Consider the following 19,892-nt stretch of genomic DNA (forward strand, 5'->3'; position numbering starts at 1 on the left):
TCCCATTAAAAAACAAATAAATGTGGAAGCAATGAAAGGAACACTCGACAAAATGGCGGTCTCCCTGACCAAGCCTGTAAAATATTCAATCCGTTTGGGCGAAAACAGCCTCGACATCAACCATCGTATTGGTGAAAACATCCGGCTTCACTTCACCGGCAATATCTTCTGCGCCAACTGCGGCACAAAAACCAACAAGAGCTATTCCGAAGGTTATTGCTTCCCATGTATGAAGAAGCTGGCGCGCTGTGATATGTGTATTGTTAAACCAGAAACCTGCCACTTTGATCAAGGTACCTGCCGCGAGCCGGAATGGGCACAGACGTTCTGCATGACGCCCCACTATGTTTACCTTGCAAACACTTCCGGCTTGAAAGTGGGTATCACCAGAGAAAACCAGATCCCTACCCGCTGGATAGATCAGGGGGCGACCCAGGCTCTCCCTATACTGAAAACCCGCACTCGCCATATCGCGGGATTGGTTGAAGTAGAGCTGGCTAAGCACATTGCTGATAAAACAAACTGGCGAGCGATGCTCAAAGGTGACAATGAGCAGATCGACCTCGATCGCGAGGCGCGCCGGCTTTTGCAGGAAGTTGCGACAAGGCTCAATCACCTGAACCTGCTGCACGGTTGGGATGCCATTCAAATGGTCCAGGGCGAACCTGTTGAAATTGAATACCCAGTTCAGGAGCACCCGGAAAAAGTGACATCTTTTAACTTCGATAAGCAACCGGAGGTCTCCGGTATATTGAAGGGCATTAAAGGCCAATACCTGATTTTGGATTCAGGAGTGATTAATCTCCGGAAATTCACCAGTTATGAAGTAGATGTAGATTAACGGTTAGATTTCCCAGGTTGAAAGTGATGGGGAGTAAGTTGTCGCTAAGTTTCTCCCCATTTCCTTGGAGTAATAGAGGGCCATATCTGCACGTTTTGTCAGAGAACCGACATCTTCACCTTTTTTCCGCGTTGCAATGCCACAACTGGCGGTTGTCCCTTTTGGATGAGATACTGGCATAGCCTCACGGATGCGCTCCGCCACACTCTTGGCAATTCTTTCATCTGCCTCAGGAAGCAAAATCAGAAACTCCTCGCCCCCAACACGAAATATGTAATCAGAATCCCGTACATTTTTCCTGAGCACCTCAGAACACGAAATCAGTACTTCGTCCCCAATATCATGGCCGTATCGGTCATTCACTTTTTTGAAATGATCTAAGTCCAGTAAAATGAGCGAGAATGCCGATCCCAGTTTATCCGCTTGTTTTAAAAGTTTAGGAATTTTTCGCTCCAAATACTGGCGGTTTCCCAGACCCGTTAAAGCATCATGCATTGCAATATTCTGGAGCTCTCTTTGAAACAGATGGATTTTTCTCAACAGCCAGATCACCACCGCAAGAAATAATGTACACACAAGCAAGCGTATTTCTGTGCGCTCACGCCAAGGCCCCATTGCACTACTTGTGTCTTCAACAGTCAGCACTCCGTACGCCCAGTCCGTATTCTCCTTCATCGCCACGACATTTTCAGAATTGGATACCTCATCGGTGACTTCAGAATACCAGTATTGTCCAACTGTGCTTTGCAATGCCTTATCCTGCCCAAGCCTGATTCCACAACCTTGACTATCCAGCTGAAAAACCTCATGTCCTTGTAAGTCAAAGATAACAGAGGCACTACAAGCGTCTGCACTGTCTGTTCTCAGGCGCTCTATAAGTGCTGATATATCTATATAAATTACAACAACATGCTTGAACCAGGCTTCTACAAGTTGACTCATGACCAGATACTGACCCTTCATATCCGGGTCATCAAAATCATAAATTTTGGGTTGCCAATAAAATGGGGATTTCTCTGAAAGCTTGAAGAATGGTTGCTCCAAAATCTGTTTGTTTGGTCTGCCATCACCGTACATTTGGGTACCATCATCAAAAAAATAGACACCTACTTTGCTAATGATCTTAACGCGATTTTCATACTCCCGAACTGAGTGTTGAAGGTTAGTAGGAGAAGCAATCATCAGGGTTTCGATATCCTGGAGTATTGCATGAATCCCTTCCAGTTCATTTTCCAGCCTAAGATCGGTTATCTCAGCGATATGACGCGCTTCTGTTCGAACATCTTCCAATGTTGTTTTTCGGTCAACGTCCACGGTGTAAAGAAAAAACAGAAAAATCAATGAAATCGACAGGATACTCATCGGTAGTATAGAACCGGATGTACTAGACAGTATCCTGGTTTTCATCGCTACACTCCTTCAGGGATAACAGTCTCACAGTGAGACAAAACCCAATTCGCGCGTTTTTCTGGCGTCCCCCAAGGTACTTCCAATACCGTAAACCCCGTTATTCGATAGGTATCGAGCAACAATTGGTGAATTTCCAATGCTTCCTCAAATGGATGTGGCCTGACGTCATCAACCAAATAGATTGAAGCTTCTGGCTTGCACATGAATGCCATTCGCTGGTATCCCTCGGGTACGACCAGATCGTCAGCCAATAAATTTTCATTGCCTAATTTCAGGTAGGCAACAATATCTGGGATAGCACGATCAACAAAGGACAGTTGCTCATTGCAGAGAGATGCTTTCAACTGCGCTTCCATTTCTTGAAAACACAAGTGGGCAAACGCAGGCAAATTTGTCCAGGGTAAGATGGGTTCTGGAGATCTTAGTTCCCGCTCAATCAAGGTGCGGGACACTTCATCGTAAGTTACCGCCCCCAGCCTGGACAGCGATCGCATCAGGGTGGTTTTACCTGCTCCCGGTCCACCGGAAATAACAAACGGTTTTGTAAATTCAGAATAATTTGGCAATAGCATAGAATTCAGGCGTCCTGTAAACACCAATCAAAAGAGGAATTATGCACTTTGTTGTATTTTAGCGGAATATTACAGATTTGATGGTTTATTCAGATCTTAAGCTTTGCCATGCTTCACACATTTGACGGAAAACAGTCGCATCTCCTTGAGGACGATCCGGGTGCCATTTCAACGCCATTTTCCGCCACGAGCGCCGAATATCTCTGTCCGAAGCATTTTCATCCAAACCCAATACTGAAAGTGCCTGACGACGATCAAGTGTAATTTCAGAACTTGCGCCAATTTTTTTATGGTATTTGCGCCAAAAAGACGACAGCAGCTCGTCCACTTCTTCGCTGTTTGCATCGTAATTTGACCAGTTCATGTAGTACTGGCGCAGCGGATCTTCTGCATTAACCTGGCAGGAATCACTTGTCGAAGAGGTTGCCCACATCAGGCGGATATCCATCGATTCAACCTGAAGCCATTGCCGTGGAAGAAGCATCATTTGCAGCTGGTAAAGGGCGTTCATTATGAGGAAATTACGCTTGAAAAGATCAAGGTTGGGATCGTCATCGAGCGTTTCAATTATTTGTTCTTTTTGCAGTTCTGCCAGCAGATGATGGACCATCCAACGCTTGGCTTCCTTCTGCAGAATCTCCAAAATCGGCCAAATCAACGGATTTTCAACATCGTCATTATATTCTGCCAGCATCAGCTCCCCCTTCACCGTCTTTGCTATTTATAAGACACTTTTCTTAGCTGTGCATCCGCTTTTCTTTAAGCAACTACCATGCCTGTGCTTGTATATACCTTGCAGTTATCTGATTTGGCGTAGGTTATTTCGTAACTTAACGGAATTACTTTTTCCTATGATTCTTATTTAAAAGACTGACCGACAGAAAAATGACGGGAACGTGGGCTAGCTTCTTTTCTCTAAACAAAAAATGCCGGGATTACACCCGGCACAAACTTGGACATTAAATTATTAAGGAGAACCCGAGGCAATTATCCCCGGTAGTAACGCTGCGGTACCATTGGCATCCTGACTACCTGCATTGGCAGCAATTTACCGCGGACCTCAGCGAATACTTCTGAATTGAGCGCAGAATATTCCGGTTTGACGTAGCCCATCGCTACAGGTTTTTCTGCCGTTGGGCCAAACGTGCCACTGGTAACAACACCAATTTCCTCATTGTCACCGTTAAACAGTTTTGCACCTTCACGCACTGGCGCTTTACCCAGGCCAGCCAGACCTACACGCTTGCGGGACACCTCTTTTGTTTGTATCTGCTTGAGAATGATATCTGCGCCCGGAAAACCACCAGCACGCTCACCGTCTGCTCGACGGGGCTTGCTGATACCCCACAACAATGCGCCTTCAACCGGCGTTGTCGAGGTATCCAGGTCATGTCCATAAAGGCAAAGACCGCACTCCAGACGCAGTGAGTCTCGTGCCCCCAACCCGATAAATTCCACTCGCTCATCTTCCAGAAGACGGCGAGAGAATTTTTCTGCCTTGTCTGCCGGTACAGAGATTTCAAATCCGTCTTCACCTGTATAACCCGACCGGCTCACAAAACAGGTCACACCATCAAGTTCAAACGTGCCAACATCCATAAACACCATCTTGTTGACATCAGGGTTTATCGCTTCCATCACTTCGCTGGCTCGTGGCCCCTGTAGTGCCAGCAATGCGCGATCTTCTAACACTTCCACCGTTACATCTGACGGAAGGTTCGCTTTCAGGTGGGCGATATCCTGGTCTTTACAGGCGGCGTTTACGACAACAAACAAGTGATCACCAAAGTTGGATACCATCAGGTCATCCATGATCCCACCCTGCTCATTGGTAAAAAAGGCATACCGCTGTTTGCCTTCAGGCAGGTCAATAATGTCTACAGGCACCAAGCTTTCCAGAGCTTTTGCTGCATTTTCACCGTGAAGGCGAAGTTGTCCCATATGAGATACATCAAAAAGGCCCGCATTTTCACGAGTGTGAAGGTGTTCCTTCCGTACCCCCAAGGCATACTGGACTGGCATATCGAAGCCGGCAAAAGGGACCATCTTTGCACCCAGTTCAAGATGCAGGTTGTGAAGAGGTGTCTTATTCAGTTCCTGAGACATGATTCACTCCATCGGCCGCAACATTTTGCTGCAGCGGTTTTCATTATTGCCAGTTATCTGGCACTTAGATTGTCAGGCATCCTTTCGACAGAATCAGGATGCGGTCACCCACAAAATCAGGGCATCTTCCTCACTGACGGATGTCAGCATATGTCCCATCGTGGCGTCGTAATAAACGCTGTCGCCCGTAGCAAGGTTAATCGGTTCATAAAATTCCGAATAAAAACAAACCTCACCGTCTAAAACGAGCATAAACTCTTCGCCGTCATGGCGGATCCAGTCTTTGTAGTCTTCAAAATGCCGACAATGAATTCGGCTTTTAAAGGGCATCATTTTTTTATTGGTTAACTGTGTCGCCAACAATTCGTGTTCATAGGTTGCCGTTGGATGTGCCTTTCCCTCTCCCTCCCGGGTAATATCCCGGCGACCAGTAGCCTTTTGCTGTTTAGGCGGCGCAAATAACTGTGGGATATCAACACTTAGGCCATTAGCAAGTTTCTGCATAGCCTGGAACGTCGGCGAAATCTGCTCGTTCTCAATCTTTGACAAGGTAGATCGCGCCAGTCCGGTCAGACGACTCGCTTCTTCTAACGTCAGCCCGTTAGCCATCCGGATCTCTTTCAGGCGCTCTCCGAGACGGAGTGGCTCAGGTGCAGAACCATCTTCCTGCTCAATTCTGATAGACGGGTAGACGTCCTGTGTTGTCACTTCACTCATATTTATGCCGCTTATATTTTCAGGTTAAAGGTATTCCATTTACCTTTCGCACCGCAGAACCGCATAGGTCAATGCGACGCATTCTGGCACATGAAAGACATCCAAAACATGCTCAGGTTAACATTTTTAACAATATATTTCCTATAGGAAACTTAGGAAACTTAAAAAAACATCATGGAGAATGCACATTTTAACTCCATAGACAATGAGCTAGCATACTAGTTAACAATGCCTGGAAACCAAGATTAATCCCTTTATATCAATGCTATAAATCACTGTGGGTCTATACACTATGACATTTCAACCCTATCCTGAACCAAAATGCGTTCATTATTTAACCAGGATATCACTGTGAGAATTTGTGTTTCTTATAGGAAATTTATTTTGCGAATAGCAAACAACTCTTGTATGTTACGCAAATGTTGGCACCACGTGTGTCAATTCACATAAAAACAAAACAAGAGCCATCCTATATATGAATGGGATGACAAACACATTGGGGCTGTTGTCATAACTCACTCAAGGAGAGTCATTATGAGTCACAGCATGTTTGATTTATTTAAAATCGGCGTAGGCCCTTCCAGTTCCCATACTGTGGGACCAATGGTAGCCTGCGCACGATTTGCCAATGACGCAGAGAATGCTGGCATTCTCGAACAGACCTTTGCCTTAAAGGTAGATTTGTATGGCTCACTTGCCTTAACAGGTCACGGCCATGCAACCGACGTGGCATGCGTGATGGGGCTGATGGGCGAAATGCCAGATTCTATAGACCCTGACAATATCGAAACTCTTGTCAACATGGTGAAAGGCACTACAGAGCTGCCTTTTGCCGGTCAAAGGTTTATCCCTTTTATCTGGGATAAGCACCTCTCTTTCCATATGGCAGAAGTACTGCCAGAGCATCCAAATGGCATGTCGATCACTGCCTTTAACGAAAACGGCGACGCTATTTTCAGCAAAACCTATTTTTCTGTCGGGGGTGGTTTTGTCGTTGAACGGGGGGAAACCGAAGCCTCAGAAGAAGACGTATCCCTTCCCTACCCTTTCGACACTGCCGAACAGCTGCTTTCACATTGCCGTGACAACAGTCTTTCAATTGATGAACTGATGTTCGAGAACGAATCTGCCCGTCTTGCTGCGGGCGATACCCCGCCAGGACAAACCCATCAATTGGTTTGTGAAAAAATCGATACCATCTGGCATGTCATGAAGGCCTGTATTGAAAGGGGTATCAATCAGGAAGGTGAGCTCCCCGGCAAGTTGAAGATAAGGCGCAGGGCGAAAGCCATGAAGCTGCGTCTTGACGCCCAGAAAGAAAATGGCACTCCTGTTGATTCTGCCGATTACGTCAATATGTTCGCATTGGCGGTTAATGAAGAAAATGCAGCCGGAGGACGGGTGGTCACTGCTCCAACCAATGGCGCTGCAGGCGTTATCCCTGCCATCGTTGCCTACTACGAAGCATTTGTTTCCCCTGGAAATATAGAAGGAGTCCGTAAGCTCCTCGCCACAGCGGCTGCTATTGGTTCCCTGTATAAAACCAATGCCTCTATATCGGCTGCTGAAGTTGGCTGTCAGGGAGAAATTGGCGTTGCTTGCTCTATGGCTGCAGGAGGGTTGGCTGCTGCAATGGGTGGAACACTGGAACAGATCGAAAATGCAGCAGAGATTGGCATGGAGCACAACCTTGGCCTTACCTGCGACCCGGTAGACGGATTGGTGCAGGTTCCCTGCATTGAGCGGAACACCATGGGGGCAATCAAGGCAATAAATGCTGTACGCCTAGCACTGGCTGGCGACGGGCATCATTCGGTCTCTCTCGACAGCGTCATAAAGACCATGCACCAAACCGGCCTCGACATGCAGAGCAAATATAAAGAGACGTCACTCGGTGGGCTGGCAACCAATGTTATCCCAATAAATATCGTGAACTGCTAAACGGTCAGAGAATACCGGCAAGCGACTAAAAACAGGTCGCCAAGCATAAGGATTAAGCCTGTTAAAAGGCTGGATTAAGTAAAGGATCAGACAAATGACAAACCGCTATCCAAACAACGAGCTTGAGAGCTTTTTCTCCAGCGACCTGGCTTCTACAGACGGCGCAGTAATGAGTGCAATCTCTTCAGAATACAAACGCCAGTCCCTGCAAATCGAACTGATTGCGTCTGAAAACATCGTGTCACAGGCGGTAATGCAAGCGCAGGGAAGCTGCCTGACCAACAAATATGCTGAAGGTTATCCCGGTCGGCGTTATTACGGTGGTTGTGAATATGTAGATGAAGTTGAAGCGATTGCCATCGCCAGAGCCAAACAGCTTTTCGGTTGTGAGTACGTTAACGTCCAGCCACACTCTGGAGCACAGGCAAACGGCGCGGTAATGCTGGCACTCCTGCAACCGGGAGATACCATTCTGGGCATGTCCCTGGATGCCGGTGGCCACCTTACCCACGGAGCACGCCCTGCCCAGTCCGGTAAATGGTTTAACGCTATCCAATACGGCGTAGACAAAGACTCGCTGGAAATTGATTACGACCAGATCGCTGAGCTCGCAAGGGAACACCAGCCGAAGCTGATCATCGCTGGCGGCTCTGCCATCCCCCGTGAAATCGACTTTGCCCGCTTCCGTGCGATCGCAGACGAAGTAGGGGCAATGTTGATGGTAGATATGGCGCATATTGCCGGAATCATTGCTGCCGGACGTCATCCAAACCCGGTACCCCATGCCCATGTTGTCACCACCACGACCCACAAAACCCTTCGTGGACCGCGTGGCGGCATGATCCTGACCAACGATGAAGCAATCAATAAGAAAATCAACTCTGCGGTTTTCCCAGGGCTGCAAGGTGGTCCTTTGATGCATGTAATCGCCGCCAAAGCGGTCGCCTTCGGCGAAGCGCTTGAGCCGGAATTCAAACTCTATATCGACCGCGTCCTGGAGAATGCCCGAGTGTTAGCAGAAACCCTCAAAAATCGTGGTGTTGATATCGTTACCGGCGGGACTGATACCCACCTGATGTTGGTTGACCTGCGCCCTAAAGGACTGAAAGGAAACATTACCGAAGTCGCCCTTGAGCGTGCCGGTATTACCTGTAACAAGAATGGCATTCCGTTCGACGATGAAAAGCCGATGATTACATCGGGTATTCGCTTAGGCGCCCCTGCCGCAACCAGCCGTGGATTTGGCGCAGATGAGTTTCGCCAGATTGGCAACTGGATTGGTGATGTGCTCGATGCTTTGGTTGACAGTCCGGAAGGCAATCCAGATGTAGAAAATCGCGTACGTAAAGAAGTAGAAGCACTTTGCCGTCGCTTCCCACTTTACAGAAGCTGATAACAGAATTTTTTCCAAACAAGTTATACCCTTAGCGGGAATATACAGATTTATTTAGTTAGGAGAGTGACACATGGATAAGACACTGAAGTTCGCAGAATCACACGAGTGGGTTAAAGACAACGGCGACGGAACTGTCACTGTTGGAATTTCAGAGCACGCACAGCAACTGCTCGGGGACGTGGTCTTTGTAGAACTGCCAGAAGTCGGCGCAGAAGCAGAAGTCGGTGAAGCTATTTCCCAGGTTGAATCTGTTAAAGCCGCATCTGACATCTACTCTCCGGTTGACGGTGAAGTAATAGCAGTTAACGAAGAGCTGGAAGAAAGCCCTGAGTTGATTAACGAAGCCCCATTTGAAGGTGGCTGGATATTTAAAGTAAAACTGGCAGCAGATACCAATCTGGATCACCTGATGGATGCCGCCAAGTACGAAGAAACCATCTAAGCCTTAACTTCAGGACGAATTGTCATGACTCAGAAAAGCCTATTGGACTTACTGGCGACTGACGGCGAATTTGTCGCCCGTCATAACGGTCCGGGAGAAGCCCAGCAACATTCGATGCTCAGCGTCGTTAATGCTACCAGTGTCGAACATCTGATCGAAGAAACAGTGCCTGCGGCTATCCGCCTGACTTCACCTTTAAGCCTTGACCCGGCCATGAGTGAAGCAGATATGCTGACGACCATTAAAGCCATTGCCTCTAAAAACCAAATCAAGCGCAGCTTTATAGGTCAGGGATACTACGGCACCTACACGCCAAACGTCATCCTGCGAAACGTACTTGAAAACCCGGGTTGGTATACGGCCTATACCCCATACCAGCCGGAAATTTCACAAGGCCGCCTTGAAGCGCTGCTTAATTACCAGCAAATGGTGATGGATCTTACCGGGATGGAAGTCGCCAACGCATCCCTGCTGGATGAAGCCACTGCAGCAGCTGAAGCGATGGCTCTGTGTAACCGCAGCAGCAAAAGCAAAAGTAAGCAGTTCTTTGTTGCGGATGATGTGCATCCACAAACGTTGGATGTAGTAAAAACCCGCGCTGAGTTCTTTGGCTTCGAGGTAATAACCGGCCCGGTTGAAACACTCGACAACCATGATGTCTTTGGGGTTCTGGTGCAATATCCCGGCTCAACCGGAGAAGTGCGGGACCTGACGGATATCATTGCTGCCGCCCAGTCTAAAAAGGCGTTGGTTGCTGTTGCTACAGACCTCCTTGCCCTGACCCTTTTAAAAGCTCCGGGTGAAATCGGTGCCGACATTGTTATCGGTTCTGCCCAGCGTTTCGGTGTACCGATGGGCTTTGGTGGTCCACATGCTGCATTTATGGCAGTACGCGACAAGCTCAAGCGCACCATGCCGGGCCGTGTGATTGGTGTGTCAATCGACTCACGTGGTAACCAGGCACTCCGTATGGCGATGCAGACCCGCGAGCAACATATCCGCCGCGAGAAAGCGACTTCAAACATCTGTACTGCACAGGCTCTGCTGGCAAATATGGCCGGCTTCTATGCGGTGTACCACGGCCCAGAAGGCCTGAAGCGTATTGCCCGCCGTGTTCATCACCTCACTGCGTTGATGGCAGCAGCACTGAACCACGCCGGTATCAACCTTGCTCACCATACTTTCTTCGATACCATCACCCTGGTAACCGGAGACAAAACTGATGAGCTTTATAAAAAAGCTCAGGACGCCGGTTTCAACCTTCGCAAGCTGGATGGCAAACTCGGTATCAGTTTTGATGAAACAACAAAGGTTGAAGAAGCCAACGCCTTGCTGGCTGCATTAACCGGCCAAGATGACATTTCAGCATTCTCAGGCGCAGTCGAAGCCGATGAGTTTGCTGCCATCCCTGAGTCCTGCCGCCGTACCAGCAGCTTCCTGACCCATCATGTGTTCCGCAGCTACCACAGCGAAACGCTGATGATGCGTTACCTCAAAAAGCTGGAAAACAAGGATTTCTCACTCACCCACGGCATGATTCCTTTGGGAAGCTGCACCATGAAGCTCAATGCTGCGGCAGAAATGATTCCAGTCACTTGGCCGGAATTCGGTGCCTTGCATCCGTTCGTACCAGCAGAGCAAGCAGCCGGTTATGCGGAACTTGGTGCCCAGTTGGAAAGGATGTTGTGCGAAATAACCGGTTATGATGCCATTTCCTTGCAGCCAAATTCCGGAGCTCAAGGTGAATACGCAGGTCTACTGGCTATTCAGCGTTATCACCAGAGCCGCGGAGAAGGCCACAGGAATGTCTGTCTTATCCCAAGCTCTGCCCACGGTACAAACCCTGCTTCTGCATCCATGGTGTCATTGAAAGTTGTAGTTGTAGGCTGTGATGACAACGGCAACATCGACCTTAACGATCTAAAGGCAAAAATCGAGAAGCACCGGGATGATCTGTCCTGCATCATGATCACCTACCCATCGACACATGGCGTATATGAAGAAACCGTGCGTGATGTCTGTGAACTGGTTCATGAAGCCGGTGGCCAGGTATATCTGGACGGCGCAAATATGAATGCTCAGGTCGGTCTGACAAGCCCCGGCTTTATCGGCTCTGATGTATCTCACCTTAACCTGCACAAAACCTTCTGTATCCCACACGGTGGCGGCGGCCCGGGGATGGGGCCAATTGGAGTGAAGTCTCACCTGACACCATTCCTGCCGGGTCACGTTGAGACCGGAACCGATTACGCGGTTTCAGCCGCAGCGATGGGAAGCGCATCGATCCTTCCTATCTCCTGGGCATACATTGCCATGATGGGCTCAAAAGGTCTGACCGATGCCACCAAGGCCGCAATTCTCAACGCCAACTACATCATGGAGCGCCTGCGTCCGCACTACCCGGTTCTTTACCGCGGTACCAATGGCCGAATCGCCCATGAATGTATTATCGATATCCGCCCATTGAAAGCGGAATCCGGTATCAGCGAAGAAGATATTGCCAAGCGTCTTATGGACTACGGTTTCCACGCCCCAACCATGTCTTTCCCGGTTGCAGGTACCCTGATGGTGGAGCCAACAGAAAGTGAGGACAAAGGCGAAATTGACCGATTCTGTGATGCCATGATTGCTATCCGTGAAGAAATCGCCAAAGTGCAGTCCGGCGAATGGCCATTGGAAAGCAACCCGCTGGTCAACGCCCCTCACTCCCAGAAGGACCTGATGGATGCTGAATGGAACCGCCCTTACAGCCGTGAGCTGGCCTGCTTCCCATCAGCACAAACCCAGGACGCCAAGTACTGGCCTGCGGTCAACCGTGTCGATAACGTCTACGGTGACCGTAACCTGATTTGCTCTTGTCCAGGGATTGAAAACTATATTGAAGAGTAAAATTTAAAAATTTTCCCTTCTCTTCCGCTGCCGGGCTATCTGCCCGGCTTTTTTATTCGAAAAATTCATCAATTTTCTTTAGCGATCTTCAAAACAATAAAATACTGTCTGTTTGTTAACTCAATGATTCTGGAGGCCATATGGACATTAAATTCGGCAAAACCGCTAAGGACTATGCCCGTCACCGCCAGGGGTTTCCAAGCTGTTTCTTCGATAAGTTAGTTAAAAATGGCACCATTAAACCCGGAGACCGGTTGATTGACCTTGGCTCGGGGACCGGCACTCTGGCTCGTGGGTTTGCGCACAGGGGCTGTATCGTTACCGGGATAGATCCAGCGCCTGAGCTTCTGGAACAAGCACGACAGTTAGCTTTGGATGAGGGCTGTATGCCTGAGTTTTCTGAGGGAACCGCAGAACACACCGGGTTGGAATCCGGTATTGCTGATGTTGTAACAGCCGGCCAATGCTGGCATTGGTTTAACCCGGAAGCTGCCACTACTGAAATAAAGCGTATTTTAAAACCGGGAGGCACCCTAATCATCGCTCACTTTGACTGGTTACCATTAAAAGGCAACGTAGTTGAAGCCACGGAGCAGTTGATTAAATCATTCAATCCTCAGTGGAACATGGATAACGGTACCGGCATCTATCCCGAATGGCCGCGTCACCTTGGTAATGCCAAGTTCACAGATATTACGACCTGTTCCTACGATATTAATGCAATCTACACGCCGGGTGACTGGCGTGGCAGGATCCGGGCCAGTGCAGGAATCGCCGCATCCCTTTCAGAAGAAAAAGTGGCTGACTTTGATGCAGTGCTAAAAGCTAAGCTCGAATCAGACTTTCCGGGGGAACTGCTTGCCATACCCCATCGTGTTTTTATTGTGCGCGCATTTTCCCCCGCACAATGATTTGAGGCCCCTTTTACAGGAGCCTCGGTTGGAAGGAACGTTAGTGAATCACTTTTCCTGATCTGCAAATGACTCAAAAATTGATGAAAAGTCCCGTTGTCCGTTTCCCTTTCTAGCATGGGAAACGTAGAGGCTTCGCGCCAGAGATCCCAGCGGAGTGCTTGACCCGGATTGCAAGGCTGCTTCCTGTGCCAGCCCCAGATCTTTCACCATTAAATCAACCATAAAGCCGCCCTGGTATCCATTTGAAGACGGTACTTTTTCCATCACACCCGGGCACGGGTTATATTTTTCCAGCGACCAGTTCCCACCGCTGCTAACTTTCATGATATCTGACAGCACTTTGGGGTCCAGCCCGTTGTCTATGCCCATTGAAAGCGCTTCACTGGTTCCTGCCATCAGTATCGCCAGCATCATGTTATTGCAGATTTTAGCAACCTGTCCGGCACCGGCCCCTCCCGCATGAAAGATATTGGCCCCCATTGCTGACAATACTGGTTTAGCCCTTTCAAAAGCTGTATCGTTACCACCGCAAATAAAGGTCAACGTACCGGCTTGCGCACCGCCAGTGCCGCCGGACACAGGCGCATCAATGAAATCCAGGCCTTTTGTATCTGCAGCGGCGGCTACCTGGCGGGCACTCTCCGCATCTATTGTTGAACAGTCAATCAGGAGCGTCCCTTTACCTACGGCCTCCAGCAAACCGGTTTGGGTATCGGTGCCCAAATACAGTTCGCGGACATGTTTGCCCGCCGGAAGCATGGTAACAACAACATCTGCGCCGGCAGCTGCCCCACAGGAAGTAGCAGCAGTTAACCCACCGGCTACCTGCAACGCTTGGAGTGAAGCGGGATTAAGGTCATAGCCGGTGACGGTAGCACCACTTTTCACTAAATTGACTGCCATTGGCAGCCCCATATTGCCAAGTCCTATAAATGCCACTGTTGCCATGGTTCCCTCCATCATCAATATTCCGGCACCAATCGTTTTCTTTGTTAAATCAGCATATCTACACAAATACCCCTTTTATAGCTGGGATTGTCTTTTCGTGCTCAGGCTCTCATGCAAGATACTTAATAGATCTGGAATTGTTGGAGGGGAATATTTGCACTTACGAGTAAGGTGGATGGATTAAAAATAATCAAAAAACCCCGCATTGCGGGGCTTAGGAATCTTGGGTATCAGCGGCAGTTGTCAGAAACCAAAGGTTTTAGCATCACATCTTTCACATCGTAGCTGCCGTCCAATGCCCGGAATACTTTTGCATTCCAGACATCACCGTTATCCAGACGGAAATCGATATCATAGTTCATACCGGCAACAACCTGCTGGTGAACACTGATGATGTCATCCACTTTGTGGTCACCGGCAATATCCTGCAGAGCGGCTCTCACTGCACCCTTTACCATCTCATTCACTTCACCTGACTGCCAGCCGCCTGGCACCGCACGTTCGACAACGCAACTGTCTTTCTTCAACACCACGGAAGGCTCGCTGCTGCACGCCATAATCGAGGCAGACGCAAAGGCAACAACCAGAATTTTCTTATACATTTTGTTTGGCCTGTTTATAAGAATACCTTTCAGAGACCGGTCCGTACCCTGAAAGTTCACAAAAGCCGGTGAGTTTCCCCAACCGGCTTTAAAATAAGAACATATTTTAACCCAAGGTGTTTCGATCAGATACGCAAATCGTCCGCAATTCAGGAAAAACGTTTGGGGAGATAGACGGTAAATCGGCTCCCATTTGCATCACCGGGCTCCTGGGTAATGGTTCCGCCCAGTCGGCTGACCAAACGCTTGACCAAATGCAGGCCAATTCCCCGACCTTCGCCCGGTTTGGTTGTTACCCCACGTTCAAAGATACGTTCAGCCAGTTCTGCCGGAATACCACCACCTTCATCTTCAATTTCAAAAATCAGGTCGTCTCCGTAATCAGACATCGAGAGCACAACTTTTTGCCCCTGATGGCTGACTGTTGCTTCCATCGCATTGTCCAGAAGATTACCGACAATACTGACCAACTGCTCTCGGGGAAGTGTGTCCGGCAGGTCTGTCATCCGGCTTTCCGGGTCAATCACCAACTCCAGCCCCAGCTCTCTTGCCCGGTTATATTTACCCAGCAAGGCACCTGACAGTACCGGGTCAGGCACAGCATCCACCAGCAATTGAATCAGTTCCTGATGCCCCCTGGTTTCTTGCCCGATAAGCGCCAGAGCTTCATTGTTCGCCCCCAGCTGGATCAGCCCAGCAATGGTATGAAGCTTGTTTGAATACTCGTGAGACTGTGCGCGGAGTGAATCTGCGTACTGCTGGATTTGGGTAAGTTTCCTGCTCACCAATTCCAATTCATCTTTCAACCGGAAACTTGATACCACACCCGTGACCACATTCTCTTGCAGAAGTGGAAGCCGGTTTACTATCAACCGTTTTCCCCTTAGCACAACATCCCGGTCGTACTGTGGTTTCCCGCTTTCCAGTATTTCCATCATTTTGCTGTTTGGGAGAACTTCCCTGATCGGTCTCCCGGCAAGCGGTTGGTCGGTCGACAAGCCCAGCATTTCGACCGCAGCTTTGTTGAACGTTGTGATATGTCCTTCACGGTTGATGGATATGATACCTTCCCGTACAGTTTCCAGCGTTGCATTTCGCTCCTGGAAAAGCTGCCCTATCTGTTCTGGCTCCAGCCCGAATATGGCTTTTTTGAAGTGCCCTGCAAACCACAACGCGGTAAGCACACTGAGTGTGAAGCTTGCGCCGATAACCAGGTAGAGTGTGGAACGGTACTCATTGATAATTTCCTCTACCCGGTCGAGCAGGATCCCTACCGAGATAATGCCGATAACTTCTTCGCCCGACTCATCAAAGACCGGAGCCTTTCCGCGCATGGTAGCCCCTAGGCTGCCAACAGCTTTCGCGACATAGGGTTTTCCGTGGAGTAACACCGGATCGTTGTAATCCCCGTCGTCATCAAACATCGGTTTCCCTATACGCTCTGACAGCGGGTGCGCAAGGCGGACTCCCTGATAGTCACCAATTACAACAAAACGTGCCTGGTTGCGCTCAGCCAGATTTTTCGCAAGCGGATTAAGCCTCCCGCTGTCCCGCTCAGCTACAGCCTGTTTGATTTCGGGCATGGTCGCAATGGTCTGCGCAATATGAAGCGCCCTTTTCCCGATCTGCTCGTCAAGGGACTGGTTGAGGTAATGAAGAGCAAACAAACCAATAAAGCCAGTCTGCAGAAGTGCCATCAGGCCCAGGATTAGCACCATTCTGGTTTTTAACTTTAAGGCACGAAGTGATACCACCATGTTTTATCCATCCAACCCATTCCACTGTTTATCCTAATAAAAACCTTTACCCCCTGCCTGTGAACTTTATAAACAAAATGACTTTTAAGGATAGAAAAGCCATTACAGACAAAAACTATGCAACATTTCATTCACATTTTACCTTTGAGAGGTAAGCCAAAGACAATAAGACAAGGAAAGAGGTCGAATTATGTTTGCCAAATTACTTGGAAAGAAACGCTCTACACTCATGGCACTGGCAGTGGCGTCGTGCTTAAGCACCGGTGTTGCTCAGGCTGCCCCTGACTCCGTTCACTTCCTGATTCCCGGTGGTGCCGGTGGTGGTTGGGATGGTACTGCCCGTGGTACCGGTGAGGCACTCACCCGTTCAGGTATCCTGGAAACCGCATCTTACGAAAACCTTTCAGGCGGCGGTGGCGGTAAAGCGATTGCGCACCTGATTGAAACTGCTGACCAAGCTCACGATACGCTGATGGTGAACTCTACCCCTATCGTTATTCGCTCACTATCTAAGGTTTTCCCTCAGTCATTCCGTGACCTGACTCCAATTGCGGCCATTATCGGCGACTACGGTGCATTTGTTGTACCTGTAGATTCAAAATACAAAACCTTTAAAGATGTTGTTGCTGACTACAATAAGAACCCGCGTTCCGTATCGGTTGCCGGTGGCTCAGCCCGCGGCAGTATGGATCATTTGGTAGCCGCAATGGCATTTGGCGCAGCCGGTGGTGATCCACGCCGAGTGAAATACGTAGCTTACGATGCGGGTGGCAAAGCAATGGCAGGTTTGCTTTCCGGAGAAGCAGCTCTGCTTTCAACCGGATTCAGTGAAGCACTTGCCCTCGCCAAAGCCGGTGAAGTTCGTATTCTCGCAGTCACCAGTGATGAGCGCTCCCCTGCTGCTCCGAACGTCCCCACCCTAAAAGAAGAAGGTTATGACGCGAGCTTTGTAAACTGGCGTGGATTCTTTGGCGCACCGGGCCTCCCTGCTGAGCAGGCGAAAGAGTACCAAGCAATGCTGGAGAAAATGTACTCCACCGGTGAATGGGCAGAGGTTCGTGACCGTAACGGCTGGACCGAAATCTTTATGCCGGGTGATGAATTTGTATCATTCCTCGAGAACCAGGAAGTGGTTGTCGGCGACCTCATGCGCGAACTTGGTTTCCTGAAGTAACTCTGCACTACAGGCCGGGCAGCCCTGTCCGGCCTTTCTACGCACCTGCCGCCCTGGAGTATTACTATGCCGTTTACCAGAGACGTGACGTTAACAAAAGACCATATCGGTGGTCTGGTGTTTCTGTGTCTTTCGATAGCATACGGATATTACGCAAAACAAATTCCGATGTTACCGGGAGATGAATTTGAACCTTTCCATGCCCAGACTCTGCCCACCTTTTTATCTTATGCAGGGGCAATAATTTCAGTATTGATGATTGTGACCGGAAGCCGCAGCCGAAAGGACGCGATATCGCTCACCGGCTATAACTTCATGCTTGTCGCCAAGCTATTGGTTTTGATTCTGGTATTTGCCTTTGCCTTGAAATGGGTAGGTTTTGTTCTCTCTACCATTGTTTTCCTGATGGGCGGATATTGGCTGCTGGGTGTCCGGGATGCCAAAACACTGATTGTTGCATCCGTCCCATTTGCTGTAGGCATTTGGTTTATTCTGGCGCAACTTCTGGATATTTATCTGGCGCCAGGTCGATTGTTTGAAACCCTGCTTGGAGGTTAAGCCCTATGTTAGATGGAATTGCAACCGGGCTTGGTACGGCATTGATGCCGTTTAATATTTTGATGGTGGTTGTGGGCTGTTTCGCCGGTACGTTTATAGGCATGTTACCCGGACTCGGTCCCATATCAGCGGTAGCCTTGATGATTCCCGTCACCTATGGCCTGGATCCAGCCTCCGGAATTATCTTGATGGCCGGAGTGTACTACGGTGCGGTGTTTGGTGGTTCAACATCATCTATCCTCATTAACGCTCCGGGCTGTGCAAGTACCGTAGTAACAGCATTTGACGGCTACCCGATGGCACAGCGCCAGATGGCCGGTAAAGCGCTTGCTCTGGCAGCCTACAGCTCGTTCACTGGCGGTACTATCGGAGCCATTATCCTGCTGTTTGCTGCACCTGCCCTGGCATCGGTATCCCTCAGTTTCCAGTCGAGCGATTACTTTGCATTGATGGTGCTTGGCCTGACCGCCGTCTCTGCATTTTCTGGTAAAGGCCAGGTACTCAAAGCGATGATGATGACCATTTTTGGCCTGATGATCGCCACTATCGGGACAGATGTGATCACCGGAGCACCCCGCTTCACCTTCGGCAGTATGGATCTGGTGGACGGTATCAGCTTCCTGCTTCTGGCTATGGCGACCTTCGCCCTTGCGGAAGTCGTGATGACAGTGATGAAAGGCCAGCACAACGAAAAAGACCCGGACATGGACACCGAATCCCTCGGCAGTATGAAATTGTCCAAAGAGGAGGTTAAAGAAGTAGCCCCGACCGTTGGCCGTTCTTCTCTGTTTGGGTTCCTTGTTGGCGTATTGCCGGGTGCCGGAGCAACTATTGCATCTTTCCTGGCCTATGGCCTTGAGCGAAACCTCGCTCCTGAGCGGCTGAAAAAGCAGTTTGGTAAAGGCGCGCTGCGTGGACTGGCAGCACCGGAGTCAGCCAACAACGCGGCATCAACCGGCTCTTTCGTACCCTTATTGACACTCGGTATTCCGGGCTCTGGTACTACTGCAATCATGCTGGGAGCACTGATTGCTTATGGCATCCAGCCGGGTCCACGCCTATTCGTTGATAACCCGGACGTGTTCTGGTCGGTCATAATCTCTATGTACTTCGGCAACATCGTACTGTTGATTCTGAACCTGCCGCTGATTCCGTATATTTCACGGCTGCTGGCCATCCCGCGCCCGATCCTGATCCCGCTTATCCTGTTTTTCTCGATAACCGGTGTTTATTTGGTGAGCTTTAATACTTTCGATATCAACATGATGGTGCTGATTACTGTTGTGGCGATATTCCTGAGATTGCTGGATTTTCCAATGGCGCCAATGCTTCTGGGATTCATCCTTGGTGGCATTATGGAGAACAACCTCAGCCGGGCATTGATACTTTCTGACGGAAGTTTCTCATTCCTTTGGGAGCGTCCGATTACCCTGAGCATCATGGTACTGGCTGTTGTCATCATGGCCCTGCCACTTTTCAACCGCTTTGCCAAAAAGCCAGGCTTGAAAGATAGTATCAAGAGCAATGCCGGTATCACGGCTGACAAAGGGGAAGGCTAACCCCCAAGTGACAAATCTTTCTTTTCCTTTACTTCGACATTTGCCCCTTTATCTCCTCCCATGAGA

The 19,892-nt window shown here is 49.3% G+C and carries 17 protein-coding genes; 9 read left to right on the plus strand and 8 right to left on the minus strand.

The features are described 5' to 3' along the window. Positions 1–31 precede the first annotated feature (31 nt). Positions 32–841, plus strand: a complete 810-nt coding sequence (locus tag NF212_RS17315; RefSeq protein WP_434361862.1) for a DUF2797 domain-containing protein — start codon at positions 32–34, stop codon at positions 839–841. A 3-nt stretch (positions 842–844) separates the two neighbouring features. On the opposite strand, the gene NF212_RS17320 is transcribed toward NF212_RS17315, so the two are convergent. From NF212_RS17320 to NF212_RS17340, 5 genes are all read right to left on the minus strand, one after another. Further along, positions 845–2,248 carry a GGDEF domain-containing protein gene (locus NF212_RS17320; RefSeq protein ID WP_434361864.1) on the minus strand — a complete coding sequence of 468 codons (1,404 nt, stop codon included), beginning with the start codon at positions 2,246–2,248 and terminating at the stop codon, positions 845–847. A 2-nt stretch (positions 2,249–2,250) separates the two neighbouring features. After that, positions 2,251–2,823, minus strand: a complete 573-nt coding sequence (locus NF212_RS17325) for an AAA family ATPase (RefSeq protein WP_434361866.1) — start codon at positions 2,821–2,823, stop codon at positions 2,251–2,253. An 85-nt stretch (positions 2,824–2,908) separates the two neighbouring features. Further along, positions 2,909–3,517, minus strand: a complete 609-nt coding sequence (locus tag NF212_RS17330; RefSeq protein WP_434361868.1) for a DNA-J related domain-containing protein — start codon at positions 3,515–3,517, stop codon at positions 2,909–2,911. A gap of 293 nt (positions 3,518–3,810) precedes the next feature. Further along, a complete protein-coding gene (gene gcvT, locus NF212_RS17335) occupies positions 3,811–4,929 on the minus strand; it encodes a glycine cleavage system aminomethyltransferase GcvT (RefSeq protein WP_434361869.1) in 1,119 nt (372 codons plus the stop codon). Between the two features lie 93 nt (positions 4,930–5,022). Then, positions 5,023–5,646 (minus strand): helix-turn-helix domain-containing protein, encoded by a 624-nt coding sequence (locus NF212_RS17340; protein WP_434361871.1) that lies wholly within the window; start codon positions 5,644–5,646, stop codon positions 5,023–5,025. A 534-nt stretch (positions 5,647–6,180) separates the two neighbouring features. Here NF212_RS17340 and NF212_RS17345 point away from each other — a divergent pair. The 5 genes from NF212_RS17345 to NF212_RS17365 all read left to right on the plus strand — a co-directional run bounded on the left by NF212_RS17345 (position 6,181) and on the right by NF212_RS17365 (position 13,225). Next, positions 6,181–7,587 carry an L-serine ammonia-lyase gene (locus NF212_RS17345; protein WP_434361873.1) on the plus strand — a complete coding sequence of 469 codons (1,407 nt, stop codon included), beginning with the start codon at positions 6,181–6,183 and terminating at the stop codon, positions 7,585–7,587. A gap of 94 nt (positions 7,588–7,681) precedes the next feature. Continuing rightward, a complete protein-coding gene (locus NF212_RS17350) occupies positions 7,682–8,980 on the plus strand; it encodes a serine hydroxymethyltransferase (RefSeq protein WP_434361875.1) in 1,299 nt (432 codons plus the stop codon). A gap of 73 nt (positions 8,981–9,053) precedes the next feature. Beyond that, a complete protein-coding gene (gcvH, locus tag NF212_RS17355; RefSeq protein WP_434361877.1) occupies positions 9,054–9,425 on the plus strand; it encodes a glycine cleavage system protein GcvH in 372 nt (123 codons plus the stop codon). 24 nt (positions 9,426–9,449) lie between these two features. Further along, positions 9,450–12,314, plus strand: a complete 2,865-nt coding sequence (gene gcvP, locus NF212_RS17360; protein ID WP_434361879.1) for an aminomethyl-transferring glycine dehydrogenase — start codon at positions 9,450–9,452, stop codon at positions 12,312–12,314. A 140-nt stretch (positions 12,315–12,454) separates the two neighbouring features. Then, positions 12,455–13,225: a class I SAM-dependent methyltransferase gene (locus NF212_RS17365; RefSeq protein ID WP_434361881.1), complete on the plus strand. Its 771-nt coding sequence runs from the start codon at positions 12,455–12,457 to the stop codon at positions 13,223–13,225. 48 nt (positions 13,226–13,273) lie between these two features. On the opposite strand, the gene mmsB is transcribed toward NF212_RS17365, so the two are convergent. The 3 genes from mmsB to NF212_RS17380 all read right to left on the minus strand — a co-directional run bounded on the left by mmsB (position 13,274) and on the right by NF212_RS17380 (position 16,535). After that, positions 13,274–14,176 carry a 3-hydroxyisobutyrate dehydrogenase gene (mmsB, locus tag NF212_RS17370; RefSeq protein WP_434363003.1) on the minus strand — a complete coding sequence of 301 codons (903 nt, stop codon included), beginning with the start codon at positions 14,174–14,176 and terminating at the stop codon, positions 13,274–13,276. Positions 14,177–14,406: 230 nt separating this feature from the next. Next, positions 14,407–14,778 carry a cystatin domain-containing protein gene (locus NF212_RS17375; RefSeq protein ID WP_434361883.1) on the minus strand — a complete coding sequence of 124 codons (372 nt, stop codon included), beginning with the start codon at positions 14,776–14,778 and terminating at the stop codon, positions 14,407–14,409. Between the two features lie 149 nt (positions 14,779–14,927). Next, positions 14,928–16,535 (minus strand): ATP-binding protein, encoded by a 1,608-nt coding sequence (locus NF212_RS17380; protein ID WP_434361885.1) that lies wholly within the window; start codon positions 16,533–16,535, stop codon positions 14,928–14,930. A gap of 190 nt (positions 16,536–16,725) precedes the next feature. On the opposite strand from NF212_RS17380, the gene NF212_RS17385 reads away from it, so the two are divergent. The 3 genes from NF212_RS17385 (at position 16,726) to NF212_RS17395 (ending at position 19,826) form a co-directional block, all read left to right on the plus strand. Continuing rightward, entirely contained in the window at positions 16,726–17,709 is a 984-nt protein-coding gene (locus NF212_RS17385; protein WP_434361887.1) for a tripartite tricarboxylate transporter substrate binding protein, read from the plus strand. Positions 17,710–17,793: 84 nt separating this feature from the next. Beyond that, positions 17,794–18,267, plus strand: a complete 474-nt coding sequence (locus tag NF212_RS17390; protein ID WP_434363005.1) for a tripartite tricarboxylate transporter TctB family protein — start codon at positions 17,794–17,796, stop codon at positions 18,265–18,267. Between the two features lie 5 nt (positions 18,268–18,272). Continuing rightward, entirely contained in the window at positions 18,273–19,826 is a 1,554-nt protein-coding gene (locus tag NF212_RS17395) for a tripartite tricarboxylate transporter permease (protein WP_434361889.1), read from the plus strand. The last annotated feature ends 66 nt before the right edge of the window (positions 19,827–19,892 follow it).

The sequence above is a fragment of the Parasalinivibrio latis genome (assembly GCF_036825535.1).
In the GTDB taxonomy this organism is placed as follows: domain Bacteria; phylum Pseudomonadota; class Gammaproteobacteria; order Enterobacterales; family Vibrionaceae; genus Parasalinivibrio; species Parasalinivibrio latis.